Genomic DNA, 13,218 nt, shown 5'->3' with positions numbered 1-13,218 from the left:
AATGGCTTCCTTTGACAGCCGCGACCTGGTAATCCGGGAAGATATTATGAAGAAAACGAAAGAGCTGGCAGAGCTCATTTCGACAAGTGAGGAAGTCAAAATGTTTCAGCAGGCGGAGGAGAAAATCCGCAGTCATGAGCATGTGCAGAAGCTGATTCAAACGATCAAGAAGAAGCAGAAGGAAATCGTGGCGTTTGAAACCTTCCAGAATCAGGACATGGTAACCAAAATCGAACGTGAAATTGATGAGCTTCAGGATGAAATTGACGCTATTCCTGTTGTGTCCGAGTTTCAACAGAGCCAAAGCGATATTAACTATTTGCTGCAGCTCGTGATGTCAGTCATTCATGATACCGTCTCGCAGAAGGTAAATGTCGAGACAGGTAAAGAAGCGCCACCGAGCAGCTGCGGCTAGAAAAGGTGCGGACCTGGGGTCCGCACCTTTTCTCTGTCTTTCCTTAACAACATGAAATGTAATGTCTAAGGGTATCGTAAGGAGCAAGGAATTCTCAGGAAGGGCTTGACAGTCCAGATTAGTATGTCATAATGATATTATCAAATTAAAAGTAATGGTGATCACATGACGCAAAATGCAGATCCATCTCAATCTACTACGAAGCGCTACCGGACTCCCGATGGCGTACCGGCCGATATTGTAATGTTTACCCTGACGAAGCGGGAGCGAAAGACCGTCACCAAGACCCTGCCGATTCGTGAGCTCAAGGTGATGCTGATCCGCCGTAAATCCTGGCCTTGTGCCGGCATGTGGGCGCTGCCTGGAGGATTTTGCCGGGAAAGCGAATCTATATATGATGCTGCGACACGAGAGCTTAAGGAAGAAACCGGAGTCGATGGCGGCCATCTGGAGTACCTTGGCGTATATAGTGACCCTGGGCGGGATCCACGCGGATGGATTATCAGCCATGCCTTTTACGCCTTAGTCGAGGAATGGATGCTGGAGCACCGGCAGGCTGCGGATGATGCGGAAGAGGTCGGACTTTTCACCGTGAGCCAGGCTCTGGATGAGCTGGAGCTCGCTTTTGACCACCGACGCATCATTCTGGATGCTTACCGCCAAATTCAGCAGCAAATGCTGCAGACGACGATTGCCAAGCAGTTCCTGCCGGAGGAGTTTACGTTAAGCGAGCTGTATCAGGTCATTCAGACGGTCGTGCCGGAATTTAAGGAGCCGAACTTTATTCGTAAGATCACATCTACACGCAGCCGCCAGGGAATTCTGGAGGAGGTGCGGAATGAGGACGGAAAGCCGGTGAGCTCCAATCAGTATTCCCAGCGTCCGGCACAGCTGTACCGATTCACAGACCATACACCACTGCTATCCATGTACACTTAATCTTTGGAAACTGAAACGTGCTGAGGTATCGCTATATCTTGTAGCGAGCCTGCGCAGAAGCAAAGTGCTTTTGAAATAAGGTGAATAAGGAGTGTGTATAGACATGAAGGCATTAATCGTAATTGATTTTACCCATGATTTCGTAGACGGCAAGCTCCCGGTAGGAGAAGCAGCTGTCGCGATCCAGCATACCGTGGCTGAGCTAACCCGCCGCTATGTGGAGCAGCAGGATTTTGTCGTCATGGCCGTAGATTTGCATGAAGAGAACGAAGCCTACCACCCTGAAGCCAAGCTGTTTCCGCCGCATAACCTTCGCGGGACCGAAGGCAGAAATCTCTTTGGTGCACTGGAATCGGCATATAAAGAGAACAAGGAACAGATCTACTGGATGGACAAGAGCCGGTACAGTGCTTTTTGCGGAACGGATCTGGATGTCAAGCTGAGAGAACGCGGCATTCGGGAAATCAGCCTGATCGGTGTCTGTACAGACATTTGTGTGCTGCACACGGCTGTGGATGCGTACAATCTGGGCTATAACATTACGGTATATAAGGATGCAGTAGCCAGCTTTAATGCTGCAGGACATGATTGGGCCTTAACACATTTTGAAGGAACTCTGGGCGCGAGGGTAATAAACAGCAACTAAAACCCGGGACCGGCTCTTGAACGAGGCACCGGGCAGCGGACGAAGGAGGAGCATCACATGAAGGCTGGACTGGCTTTGCATACGGATAAATATCAGATCAATATGATGTACGCACATTGGGTTAACGGCTCTCACGAGACTCGGGCCGTATTCGAGGCTTATTTCCGCAAGCTTCCCTTCGGCAACGGGTATGCTGTGTTTGCCGGCCTGGAGCGAATTGTTAACTATATTAATCAATTGCAATTCAGTGAAGAGGATATCGCTTACTTAGCCAAGCAGGAGGAGCAGTACGAGCCTGCCTTTCTGGAGGAGCTGCGTCATTTCCGGTTTCAAGGAACGATACACGCCATGAAGGAAGGCTCACTGGTCTTCGCCAACGAGCCTTTAATCCGGGTAGAGGGACGCATTATGGAAACGCAGCTGGTGGAGACAGCCATCTTGAACTTCATGAATTTTCAGACGCTGATTGCAACTAAAGCTTCCCGGATCCGCCAGGTTGCGAGCGGAGATACCCTGCTGGAGTTCGGAACCCGCCGTGCGCAGGAAGCAGATGCTGCCGTATGGGGAGCCAGGGCTGCATATATTTCGGGATTTCATGCTACCTCCAATATGCTGGCCGGTGAGCAGTTCGGCATTCCAACGAAGGGCACGCACGCGCATTCCTGGGTGCAGACGTTTCATAATGAGCAGGAGGCATTCGATATTTTTGCCCGGGTGATGCCAGATCAGGTGACGCTGCTGGTTGATACCTACGATACCTTGTCCAGCGGTGTGCCGAACGCAATCCGGACGGCGAAGAAGCTGGAGGCTCAAGGGAAACGAATGAACGCTATCCGCCTGGACAGCGGAGATCTTGCGTATCTATCCATCAAGGCGCGTCAAATGCTGGATGATGCGGGCCTATCTTATGTCAAGATTGTCGCCTCCAATGATCTGGATGAGAATACAATTCTGGATTTGAAGGCACAAGGTGCCAAGATTGATATTTGGGGCGTAGGCACCCAGCTGATAACGGCAGCGGATCAGCCTGCTCTGGGCGGCGTATACAAACTGGTGGAGCGGGAAGTAGATGGAGCCATGAAAGCCACCATTAAAATTTCTGCCAATCCGGAGAAGGTGTCCACCCCTGGCAAAAAGGAAGTGTACCGAATTATCTCCAAAGGGAGCGGGAAAGCCATTGCAGATTACATCTGCTTCCCTGAAGAGAGCATGCCGCCGGAGGGAGGCAAGCTGAAGCTGTTTAATCCGCTACATCCTTACATGCGCAAGAATGTCCGGGACTTTCAGGCGGTGCCGATGCTGACGCCTATATTTGACCAAGGCCAGCTCGTGTATGAGCTGCCGACACTGGAGGAGATCCGTGAGCATCATAATGGACAGCTGCAGCAGTTCTGGCCAGAATATCTCCGCAAGCTGAACCCCGAAATCTATCGTATTAATTTAAGCGAGCAGGTATGGGAGCTGAAGCAGCGCTTGATCGCGGAGTATATGGAGGAGCTGGGACAGGATCAACAGGATGAGGATTAAAGGTAGATGAGGAGGGACCTGCTGAGGCAGGTCTTTTTTTTGCGGCGTGCCCAGCTAAGCACGCATTCTCTAGCCGGTGAAAGTCCGGTCACAGGAGGGACCAAGCCCCTGTGTAGCTAGGATACCTGCGTATGGCGAAATCTGTGCGTAGAAGCGTATCGACATAAGTACCTGTCAGAGACAGGGCGAGCAACATACCAGGCTGTAACATAAAGTGAATCCTGCCGCGTCGTCAAAAAGGCCTCGCAAGAGGGGAAGAGGAAGCCGAGTCTCGCGCATATGGACGAAGGCCATGGAAGCTGTTCAGAACTTGGAACGACAGTGAAGAATCCTCCGGCGTAAGGGGATCGGCATGGTATGAAAGAGGATGCAGTGAACTGGGGAGGCCCTCCCCTGCACGTTTTTTTTTTGAAACCGTAAAGAGACGCTCTATAAGCCTAAAAGGTGAAGTGAACCGTCTGCAGGAAGGGAGTCCGAGGGGCTCATAGTACCGAAGAATGCAGGACAACACAACCTGCAGGAGGGAAGGAGCCCTGCTTTGTTCAAGTTTCTTAAGGAGGTACGAGTCAGTGAATGCCAAACGGCTAACAACACCAAAGGAAAACGTTCAACAACTCCAAGAGAAACTAGGTCATGCGGCCAAGGAAAACAAGAAGCGAAGGTTTCACGCGTTGTACGACAAGGTCTACCGGCTGGACATTCTTTGGGAAGCATGGCGAAGAGTACGAGCTAATAAGGGCTCGGCAGGAATAGACGGAGAGACACTGGCAGACATCGAGAAACAAGGAGAAACATGCTTTGTACACGAATGTCAACGGCTTCTTAAAGAAGGCGAGTATCATCCGCAACCCGTAAGGCGCTACTACATTCCGAAGAAGGATGGCAAAAAGCGACCGCTCGGCATTCCCACAGTGAGAGACCGCGTCATCCAGATGGCAGCGAAACTCGTCATGGAACCGATCTTCGAGGCGGATTTTCAGGAAACGTCATTCGGATTCAGGCCAAAACGAAGTGCAAAGCAAGCGTTAGATCGCATTCGGAAAGCATGCAACCGCAAAGGGAATTGGGTGGTCGACGTCGACATCCAAGGGTACTTCGACAACATTAATCAGGAGAAACTCATCAAGCTGGTAGAAATGCGAATCAGCGATAGACGAATTCTGAAGCTGTTGAGGAAGTGGCTAAGTGCGGGTGTCATGGAGGAAGGCAATGTCAGACGCTCAGATTTGGGTACACCACAAGGTGGGGTCATTTCACCACTGCTGGCGAATATCTACCTGAATTACTTTGATCTCCTGTGGGAACGGCATGGCAGTAAAATGGGGGAACTCACACGTTACGCGGACGATCTGGTGGTCATCTGCAAAACAAAGAAGGATGCAGATCGGGCGTACGAACTCATTAGAGTTATTATGGACCGCCTAGAGCTAACGTTACATCCAACCAAGACACGCATCGTTGGACTATGGACAGGAGAAGAAGGCTTTGATTTTCTAGGCATGCACCATCGAAAGACGAAAGCCGAGACATCCAAAGGCAAAGTATACTATACGACCCAGCAGTGGCTGTGTCGCAAGGCGGAAGAGCGAATCCGAGAGGTCGTGAAGGAGCGACTTGCTCCGCCGAATATGCGTCACAAGACTTTCCAGGACCACCTGGAATACTTAAACCCTAAAATACAGGGGTGGCGCAACTACTACTACACAGCTTACAGCCAAAAGAAGATGGCGAAACTGGACTGGTACATCCTCCAGCGACTAGCCAAATGGGTTGCCAAGAAACGTCAACGCACGCGATGGATGAGCTCATTACGCGAAGTGAAAGCACTGTCCTCACAATGTGGACTTAAAACGCTCTTGTGATCTGCATGCACATGAATGACGAACATCGGAAAGCCGTATGAGGGAAAACCTCACGTACGGTTTGATGAGGAGGGGCAGAATTTATCTGCCCTTTACTCTAGTAAAGGCTTTTAAAGCAGCAGCATGTAGATCATTATTTCTCGGGAAAGCGCAGAAGACGTCATTTCTCGGGAGCTTTACAGGCAATTCGACAGCTCACATTACCATCTTGAGAAGAACTGTACTACAATGGGTATATTAAAAATGAAAGCAAATGGTCAGGAGGAATTAGACATGGGGATACCTGAAGCTTTTCAAGCGTATGTGGTAAATAAGGATGAACAAGGATTTCGGGCTGGCGTGACACAGCTGGGTCCGGAGCAGCTGCCGGAGGGTGATGTATCGATCCAGGTCTCCTACAGCAGCGTCAATTACAAAGACGGCCTTGCTTCTATACCAGATGGAAGAATTGTGCGGCGCTATCCGTTCATTCCAGGCATTGATTTGGCGGGGACGGTGGTGCAGTCCAGTCATCCTGAATATGAAGCAGGCGATCATGTGCTTTGCACAGGCTATGACCTTGGAGTCAGCCATGAAGGAGGCTTCAGCGAATATGCGCGTCTGAACGGCGATTGGCTGGTGAAGCTGCCGGCCGGCTTGTCAGCGAAGGAAGCTATGGGCATCGGTACGGCGGGCTTCACTGCGGCACTGTCGGTTCATGCTCTGATTCATAATGGACTGAAGCCGGAGCATGGTCCGGTCCTAGTGACGGGTGCAACCGGGGGAGTAGGCAGCTTCGCAGTGTCTATCCTATCGCGGCTTGGTTATGAAATTGTGGCATCCACGGGTAAAAAAGAGAAGGAGGAGGCCTGGCTGAAAGCTCTCGGAGCGCATGAGGTCATCTCCAGAGACGAGCTTCCCCCGGAGAAACCAGGACCGATTTCCGCTGAACGATGGGCAGGTGCTATTGATCCGGTTGGCGGCGAGAGGCTGGCAGATACTTTGAAGCAGCTGAAGTATGGAGGCTCTGCAGCATTATCCGGCTTGACGGGAGGAACCGATTTCCCCGGTACGGTATATCCGTTCATCCTTCGAAATATCCGACTGCTCGGCATTGACTCGGTCTATTGCCCGATGTCTGTAAGAAAGGATGTCTGGTCTCTGCTGGCAGGACCATGGAAGCCGGAAAGTGTGCTGGCTGAGGGAATTCGCGAAGTAGGTCTTGCAGAGCTGCCAGCCACCCTGGGGCAGATTCTGCAGGGTCAGGCCGTCGGAAGAACGGTGGTTTCGATGTCATAGAAGGAGGATGCCTAAAATGATGAAATCTTGGGGTAAAGCGGCAGCGGCAGGTTTATTGGCCTTTGGAATTGCAGGCTGCAGCCAGGACGTTGTTGAGCGCGAGGTGGAGCAATATAACGGACAAGCCTTCGAGGAAGGAACGCAGGAAGCAGCGCAAGAAGGACGCGGATTGAATGGGAAGTTCCTGACGATCATGAAGGAGCGCTTTCAGGATGAAGGCATGGAGCTGACGAAAGAATCGTTTACTGAAGCTCAGGATGGAAGCATCCAGTATCAGTATCTGATTAAGGATGCAGAGGATCAGCAGATCAAGCTGTTCGTTTATCCGGATGAAGAGACACGTATGGCTCAGATGAAGGAGCTGTATGGCGGAGCTGTGGAAGAAGACGGTGAAGGCTTGGACGCCGTACTTGTCGAAGAGAAATCCTCAGCCTTCGTCTACTTGTCTTCCGGTGAGAATCAAGGCCAGTATGAGGAACAAATCAAAAGGATTGCGTCCGAGCTGTTGAAATCCAATGAGCTTCACGCAGGGGACCATATGAATGAGTCGGATGATAACAAATAATAACACCACAACAACGCTCCGGTATGCACCGGAGCGTTGTTGTGTTAAGTGAGAAATACAGGAATGCAGATATGCTTGGGTATTCAGCTTATGAGCTTATGATACCGGCTTTTTCAGCTCTCGCACAACGTGTCTGAGCTCGGGCAGCAAAATCTTGTCCATAGCGAGTCTAACGGCATTGACCGATCCCGGCATGGAGAAGATAGCCGTGTCCCCGATCGCCCCTCCCACAGCGCGGCTTAAAATCGCTGCGGAACCGATCTCCTGATAGCTGAGGAAACGAAAAACCTCCCCAAATCCGGCGAGCTCCTTACTCAGCATGGAAGCCACGGCTTCATACGTTGTATCTCTTCCGGAGATACCTGTACCGCCAGTAAGCAAGACGGCGTCAATGTCAGGACGGCTGGAAGCGTCATATAGAAGCTCGCGGACTTGTTCATAATCATCCTTTACGATTGTTCGTCCAGCCACGATATAACCTTGAGTCTCCAGGAGCTCACATATCAACCGACCGCTCTGATCTGTTTCTAATGTACGGGTGTCCGAGACGGTAATAACCATACAGCTGACCGAGGCCGGTGCCTCTTTACGATGTTCTTCTACTGAGTTCATGGTATGTACTCCTTTCTTGAATCAAACATTAAAAATATGAATCCTTGGTTGCTCTTCGTCTTTCACTTATAGTACACTCGCTAACAGAACGTGTGGAAAGGAAAGAGAACAATATGCGAAACAAGATGACTCCTGTATACATATTATCAGGTTTTCTAGGGAGCGGTAAAACGACTCTGCTGACTCGGCTGCTGCAGCATTGGAAGCAGGAGGGCCTAAAGCCTGCCGTCGTTATGAATGAGATTGGCGAGGTGAACATCGACAGCCTGGCGGCGGGGGCAGACGTCCCTACCTCTGAGCTGCTCAGCGGGTGTGTGTGCTGTACCATCCGGGCGGATTTTGCCGCGGAGCTCGGCATGCTGCTGCAGCGCGATCGTCCGGATGTCATCGTGGTGGAGGCGACCGGAGCCGCGAATCCGATGGAGATCCTAGACGGTGTCGCCGAGGCTTCCCTCTATTTAAATATTGAGCTTCAGCAGATGATTACGGTTGTAGATACTCCGCACCTTCTTCACCTTCACCGGGAGCAGCGGGCCAAAACCTATCGGCTGATGCAGGAACAAATTCGCTGCGCCAATGTGTTAATCCTGAACAAGACAGACCGGCTAAGCCAGGACGAATTGTCAGAGGTTACAGAGATTGTGGAGAAGTGGAACCGGTCTGCAGCCGCCTTCGAGGCTGTTCGATGTCATGTCGATCTGGAGCCGATGCTGAGTGCGGTTAGCCGTTCAGAACAAAGTGCCGCTGTACCTGAGGGAGCGGTGGATGATGAAATAATGAATACACCAGGCCGCAGCTTCAAAGGCGGAGCAGCTTCTCATGACACCCATGCTCATGTCATGTCCTATACCCATCATCTTCAAGGTCCGCTGGATAGCCGCAAATTCGAGGCATGGATTCGCGAGCTACCGCGTGATATATACCGGGCCAAGGGCATCCTGACGTTTCAGGATACGGCGAGCCGTTACCTGTTCCAATATGCCTTCCGCGAGACGGATTACACCCGGCTGCCACAGGAGGTGGAGCTGCGAGATGTGCTGGTCTTTATCGGGGAACAGTTTGATCGTACAGCATTGAAGCAGCAGCTGCAAAAACTGTCAGAGCCAACTTGATTCAGCGGCTTAGATTTTCGTTTAATACATTTTCATCAGACATTATCATGGGAGGTAAACATACATGAGTCAAGAATTACAGTATAAAGATTGTATTGAGGCTTGTTTTGAAGCCGTGAATGCCAGCAACGTCTGCTATGTTTCCTGCCTGAAGGAATATGATATTGCCATGCTGCGTGAATGTATTGAACTGACTCGGGAGTGTTCAGATATTTGTTCGTTTGCAGCGGATGCCATGAGCCGGATGAGCCCGTTTGCCTCGGACATTTGCAGCCTGACGATCCAGATTTGTGAAGCCTGCGCTGCAGAGTGTGAGAAGCATCCGCATCAGCATTGCCAGGACTGTGCAGCCGCTTGCCGTCGCTGCGTGGAGGTATGCCGCGAGATGTGCTGTGTCGCCTAATTTACAAATTAACTTCATCATCTAAAGCTTCACAACCTGAACTTGTCATGGCCAATGGACGGGTTTAGGTTTTTTTGTGATTGAAGGAGGGGGAATCTTCCTATACCATAGAAGGTGAACACGATAAACACGAAATAGCAGCGATGTATAGGAGGACTCTATGAATCAGACACGTTTGCTGGACAGCGAACACTCCAAAGAGCTGTTAACCTATTTCGGTTTGGCGGTCTATTATTCCCAGGCTCTGGAGCAGCAGTTGGCGAATTTGCTCATGCTGATCAAGCTGTCCAAGGGTCAGGTGCCTTCGGAAGAAGATTTTACGCAGCTGTATCAGCGTAAGCTAAGTAGCTCGCTAGGTCAGCTCGTTCAGGAAATACAGCACTATTTTCCTTTTTCCGAGGAAGAGACGGTTCAGCTGAAAGAAGTATGGAAACAGCGCAATTATATTGTCCATGATTATTTTAAAGAACGAATTCATGATACGTTTAGTCCGGCGGGCCGTTCCCGGATGATTCGAGAGCTGAATGCCTTCAAGGATCAGGCGCAGGCTCTGGAGCAGAAGCTTCAAGGCTATTCGGGAGAAATGTATATCAAGCTCGGTTTGGACGGGGATCGGCAGGATGAGTCAAGTCCGTCTTAGCTGCAGCCGGGAAACAAAAACGCGATAAACTGAAACATCTGGCTGCCCGATGGCGTCTGTAAGGTATAGGAGGTGCATATTATGAAAAAATCAACCAAGATGATCTCAGCGTTACTTATGTCATCCGCTCTGGTGGGCAGTATGTCAGCTTCTGCGTTTGCTTTTTCCGATGTGGAGGATAGCAGCCAGCTCGCCATCGTGAAGGATCTGCAGCGCGCCGGAGTGATTAATGGGATTTCAGAGGACCGATTTGCTCCGAACCAGTCTCTTACGGCCGCACAAGCGGTGCAAATGATCGTGAATGCGACAGAGCTTCAGGTATTTCCGAATTTCAGCGGTCAATCGTTCAGCTCAGTGCCGGACGGTGCCTGGTTCAGTGAAGCAGTGAACATTGCAGCGATGCACGGGCTGCCGGTCACGAACGAGATGGTGTGGAATAAGCCAATCAACCGGGAGACCTTTGCCGGATTGCTGCATGCCGCTGTACAGTCTACCGGTGATTATCCGATTATCGCGATCCATATAGAGGTTGCCGATGAGGAAAAGATCTCCGAGGAATTCCGGGGCGCGGTGCAATTTCTGCTCATTACGAACATGGCCGATTTGAATGACAAGGATGAGTTTCAGCCGAAGGAAACCTTAACGCGTATGGAAGCCGCCCAAATGGTGCATGCTGCAAGGGACTTTCTGAACGGCTTTCCGAATGAGAAGCCGCCTGTTGAAATTCCGCCTGTTGAGGGAGGAGATCAGGTCTCCAGCGATGTAATCAGGGTGGACGAGAATGTGAACAAGGTAGTCATTACGAAAAGCGATATGCCGCATCCTGGCTACGGCCTCATGGTATCCTCTATAGAGTTCGTAAGTGATTGGGAAGCGGTGGTGTATTACTCGGTCACTCCGCCGGATCCAGACAAAATGTATCTTCAGGTGATTTCAGAAGCGACGGCGGAAGCCTACGTTCCTGCACCGTATAAGGTTACCGTGAAAGAAGCACCGTCTTCACCGTAGATAACCACATCTAAATTGGAAAAGGGCTGTCCCAATAGGGACAGCCCTTTTCCGTTCAAACGAATTAGCTGTTTAGAGCTATTATAGCTTCACGGCTGCTTTTTTCATGATGGCCGGTACAGGTAGAGCTTCACGCTCACGCTGAATGCTGCCGCCCGCAGCCTCCGTTGAGCCTTGCTGCAGCTGATACATGTTAAAGTATTTGCCGCCCTGTGCCATCAGCTTATCATGGGAGCCCTGCTCCACAATTTCACCGCGATGCAGAACGAGGATCTGGTCTGCATTTCGAATGGTCGAGAGGCGATGGGCAATGATAAAGGTAGTTCGGCCCTGCTTCAGCACCTCCAGCGCCTGCTGAATGATCGCCTCGGTTTCGGTATCAATGTTGGCTGTGGCTTCATCCAGAATCAGGATCGCCGGATCGAAGGCGAGAGCGCGGGCGAATGAAATGAGCTGGCGTTGACCGGCAGAGAGCGTACTCCCTTTTTCGATGACGGGTTCGTCAAATCCGAGCGGGAGATGGCTCAGCAGCCGGTCGGCACCGACCGCCCTTAACGCCTGATCCACCTGTTCCCGGCTAATCCGCGGATCACCGAGACTAACATTGCTGGCAATAGTGCCTGTAAAGAGATAAGGGTCCTGCAGGACAATGCCCATATGCTGGCGGAGCCACTGCTTCGGAATTTCCGTGACCGGCTTTCCATCAATCGTAATGCTGCCCTTTTGCGGATCATAAAATCGGAACAACAGGTTAATAATCGAGCTTTTGCCGGAGCCGGTATGACCGACGAGCGCCACGGTTTGGCCCTTGGCTGCCTGGAAGGAAATATTCTTCAGCACGTAATCCTTTTTGTAGGCAAAGGAGACATCTTTGAATTCAACATCTCCCTGATATCTTGGCATGGAGCCATCCGTCACGGCTTCGCCGGGCTCATCCATGAGCTCGAAGGCTCTTTTGGCAGATACGATGGAGGAGTCCAGTGCAGCAAGCTGGTTGACCATTCCGGTAATCGGCTGGAACATCCGGCCCATCAGATCGACGAAGGCGTACAGCACCCCAATCGAAATGATTCCCGTTGACGACAAGGACGCAGACCCGAAATACCACAAGATGACGACGAGCGCGATGTTTCGTAAGACGTTAACCAGATTGTGCGTCGTCAAGGAGTTCAGATTCAGCATTTTATTCTGATGAGCCATATAATCGCGGTTGAGCTCCTCAAATTCCTCGCGGGTCGCTTTCTGGCGGCGGAAGACCCGAATGATCGGCATGCCTTGGATGGATTCATTAATGATGGCATTAATTTCACTTAAGCGCGAGCGAATTACCACATTGTAACGGGTGGCAAATTTCCGGTAAAGGACAATCCAGATGAGAAGCATCGGAATAATAAACAGGCTGATCAAGCCAAGACGCACATCCAGCAGGAACAAGGCAATGTACACACCGGTAATGTAGACGATGCCGGATGCAAAGTTAGACAGCACGGCAACGAACAGATCCTTCACGGCTTCAGTGTCATTGGTAACGCGGGATACGACCTTGCCGGCCGGCAGATTGTCGAAATAATGGACAGGCAGGCGCTGAATATGGGCATAAACGTCAGTGCGCAGCTTCTGAATGACACGGTTGGCTGCCGACTGCATCCAGAAGGTACGAGTAAAGACGGCCAGCATGGAAATGAATATGGCAATCATAAACAGTCCGACCAGCTTGTAAACGCCGGGCAGCTCCGGCTTGTAAAAGCTGAACAGCTCGCTTGTGCTCAGCTTGACGGCAGGATAGCTTTGTGTGGAATCGCCGTACGTAATGCTCATGATTCCGTCCTGAAAAGAGCGGCTGCCTTCGGCACGTTCTACAGGCTCGTTAATGAAATAAAAGCTCGTTCCGCTCTGCAGCAGCCGTACCTCTGCACCGCTGTTTTCTTCGGCGCTTAATCGGTCTGCTCTTTTATAGTAAGTGCCTTGATATAGTGCGGCTCCTTCCGGGGAGTCGGTTTCGTAATAGGGCTGTTCGATGCCGAGCACGTGCTCGTCGATCATCGTCTTGGCGATGAACGGTCCGGCCAGCTCGGCGGCGACACCGATTGCGAGCATGAGAAGCGCTGCGATAAACGTTGCCTTGGCTGTCAACGCGTAACGGAAGAGCCGTCTGGCTATTCCGGTCGTATTGGGTATGGATTGAGATTGGTTTCCGCTCAAGCAGAACAC

13 protein-coding genes are annotated in these 13,218 nt (G+C 51.1%); 11 read left to right on the top strand and 2 right to left on the bottom strand.

The window, feature by feature from the left end; all coding sequences use genetic code 11:
• Position 1 precedes the first annotated feature (1 nt).
• From E6C60_RS11935 to E6C60_RS11905, 7 genes are all read left to right on the top strand, one after another.
• Positions 2 to 415, top strand: a complete 414-nt coding sequence (locus E6C60_RS11935) for a YlbF/YmcA family competence regulator (RefSeq protein ID WP_138227777.1) — start codon at positions 2 to 4, stop codon at positions 413 to 415.
• A gap of 165 nt (positions 416 to 580) precedes the next feature.
• The gene (locus tag E6C60_RS11930) at positions 581 to 1,354 is read left to right on the top strand and encodes an NUDIX hydrolase (protein WP_138226047.1); all 774 of its coding nucleotides are present in this window, start codon (positions 581 to 583) and stop codon (positions 1,352 to 1,354) included.
• Between the two features lie 103 nt (positions 1,355 to 1,457).
• Positions 1,458 to 2,000, top strand: coding sequence for a cysteine hydrolase family protein (locus E6C60_RS11925; protein WP_138226046.1), 543 nt, complete (start codon positions 1,458 to 1,460; stop codon positions 1,998 to 2,000).
• Positions 2,001 to 2,057: 57 nt separating this feature from the next.
• Complete coding sequence (locus E6C60_RS11920; protein WP_138226045.1) at positions 2,058 to 3,527, top strand: nicotinate phosphoribosyltransferase; 1,470 nt, start codon at positions 2,058 to 2,060, stop codon at positions 3,525 to 3,527.
• 569 nt (positions 3,528 to 4,096) lie between these two features.
• The gene (gene ltrA, locus E6C60_RS11915) at positions 4,097 to 5,389 is read left to right on the top strand and encodes a group II intron reverse transcriptase/maturase (protein ID WP_138226044.1); all 1,293 of its coding nucleotides are present in this window, start codon (positions 4,097 to 4,099) and stop codon (positions 5,387 to 5,389) included.
• A 273-nt stretch (positions 5,390 to 5,662) separates the two neighbouring features.
• The gene (locus tag E6C60_RS11910) at positions 5,663 to 6,667 is read left to right on the top strand and encodes an acrylyl-CoA reductase family protein (protein ID WP_138226043.1); all 1,005 of its coding nucleotides are present in this window, start codon (positions 5,663 to 5,665) and stop codon (positions 6,665 to 6,667) included.
• Positions 6,668 to 6,683: 16 nt separating this feature from the next.
• Positions 6,684 to 7,232 (top strand): hypothetical protein, encoded by a 549-nt coding sequence (locus E6C60_RS11905; protein ID WP_138226042.1) that lies wholly within the window; start codon positions 6,684 to 6,686, stop codon positions 7,230 to 7,232.
• A 96-nt stretch (positions 7,233 to 7,328) separates the two neighbouring features.
• On the opposite strand, the gene E6C60_RS11900 is transcribed toward E6C60_RS11905, so the two are convergent.
• Complete coding sequence (locus E6C60_RS11900) at positions 7,329 to 7,844, bottom strand: MogA/MoaB family molybdenum cofactor biosynthesis protein (RefSeq protein ID WP_138226041.1); 516 nt, start codon at positions 7,842 to 7,844, stop codon at positions 7,329 to 7,331.
• 113 nt (positions 7,845 to 7,957) lie between these two features.
• Here E6C60_RS11900 and E6C60_RS11895 point away from each other — a divergent pair, with 113 nt between their 5' ends.
• From E6C60_RS11895 to E6C60_RS11880, 4 genes are all read left to right on the top strand, one after another.
• Complete coding sequence (locus E6C60_RS11895; protein ID WP_138226040.1) at positions 7,958 to 8,956, top strand: CobW family GTP-binding protein; 999 nt, start codon at positions 7,958 to 7,960, stop codon at positions 8,954 to 8,956.
• Between the two features lie 64 nt (positions 8,957 to 9,020).
• Complete coding sequence (locus E6C60_RS11890) at positions 9,021 to 9,359, top strand: four-helix bundle copper-binding protein (RefSeq protein ID WP_138226039.1); 339 nt, start codon at positions 9,021 to 9,023, stop codon at positions 9,357 to 9,359.
• Between the two features lie 160 nt (positions 9,360 to 9,519).
• Positions 9,520 to 9,999: a hypothetical protein gene (locus tag E6C60_RS11885; protein ID WP_138226038.1), complete on the top strand. Its 480-nt coding sequence runs from the start codon at positions 9,520 to 9,522 to the stop codon at positions 9,997 to 9,999.
• 81 nt (positions 10,000 to 10,080) lie between these two features.
• Complete coding sequence (locus E6C60_RS11880; RefSeq protein ID WP_138226037.1) at positions 10,081 to 11,007, top strand: S-layer homology domain-containing protein; 927 nt, start codon at positions 10,081 to 10,083, stop codon at positions 11,005 to 11,007.
• 81 nt (positions 11,008 to 11,088) lie between these two features.
• Here E6C60_RS11880 and E6C60_RS11875 read toward each other — a convergent pair whose 3' ends face one another.
• Positions 11,089 to 13,209, bottom strand: a complete 2,121-nt coding sequence (locus E6C60_RS11875; RefSeq protein WP_138226036.1) for an ABC transporter ATP-binding protein — start codon at positions 13,207 to 13,209, stop codon at positions 11,089 to 11,091.
• Between the last annotated feature and the right edge of the window lie 9 nt (positions 13,210 to 13,218).

It is taken from the genome of Paenibacillus algicola, assembly GCF_005577435.1.
Lineage (GTDB): Bacteria > Bacillota > Bacilli > Paenibacillales > Paenibacillaceae > Paenibacillus_AQ > Paenibacillus_AQ algicola.
This window is presented reverse-complemented; position numbering and strand designations above follow the sequence as displayed.

Excerpts from the sequence above, each read along its gene's own strand:
- E6C60_RS11935 (WP_138227777.1), top strand. The coding sequence starts at position 2 with ATGGCTTCCTTTGACAGCCGCGACCTGGTAATCCGGGAAGATATTATG.
- E6C60_RS11930 (WP_138226047.1), top strand. The coding sequence starts at position 581 with ATGACGCAAAATGCAGATCCATCTCAATCTACTACGAAGCGCTACCGG.
- E6C60_RS11925 (WP_138226046.1), top strand. The coding sequence starts at position 1,458 with ATGAAGGCATTAATCGTAATTGATTTTACCCATGATTTCGTAGACGGC.
- E6C60_RS11920 (WP_138226045.1), top strand. The coding sequence starts at position 2,058 with ATGAAGGCTGGACTGGCTTTGCATACGGATAAATATCAGATCAATATG.
- E6C60_RS11910 (WP_138226043.1), top strand. The coding sequence starts at position 5,663 with ATGGGGATACCTGAAGCTTTTCAAGCGTATGTGGTAAATAAGGATGAA.
- E6C60_RS11905 (WP_138226042.1), top strand. The coding sequence starts at position 6,684 with ATGATGAAATCTTGGGGTAAAGCGGCAGCGGCAGGTTTATTGGCCTTT.
- E6C60_RS11900 (WP_138226041.1), bottom strand. The coding sequence starts at position 7,844 with ATGAACTCAGTAGAAGAACATCGTAAAGAGGCACCGGCCTCGGTCAGC.
- E6C60_RS11895 (WP_138226040.1), top strand. The coding sequence starts at position 7,958 with ATGCGAAACAAGATGACTCCTGTATACATATTATCAGGTTTTCTAGGG.
- E6C60_RS11890 (WP_138226039.1), top strand. The coding sequence starts at position 9,021 with ATGAGTCAAGAATTACAGTATAAAGATTGTATTGAGGCTTGTTTTGAA.
- E6C60_RS11885 (WP_138226038.1), top strand. The coding sequence starts at position 9,520 with ATGAATCAGACACGTTTGCTGGACAGCGAACACTCCAAAGAGCTGTTA.
- E6C60_RS11880 (WP_138226037.1), top strand. The coding sequence starts at position 10,081 with ATGAAAAAATCAACCAAGATGATCTCAGCGTTACTTATGTCATCCGCT.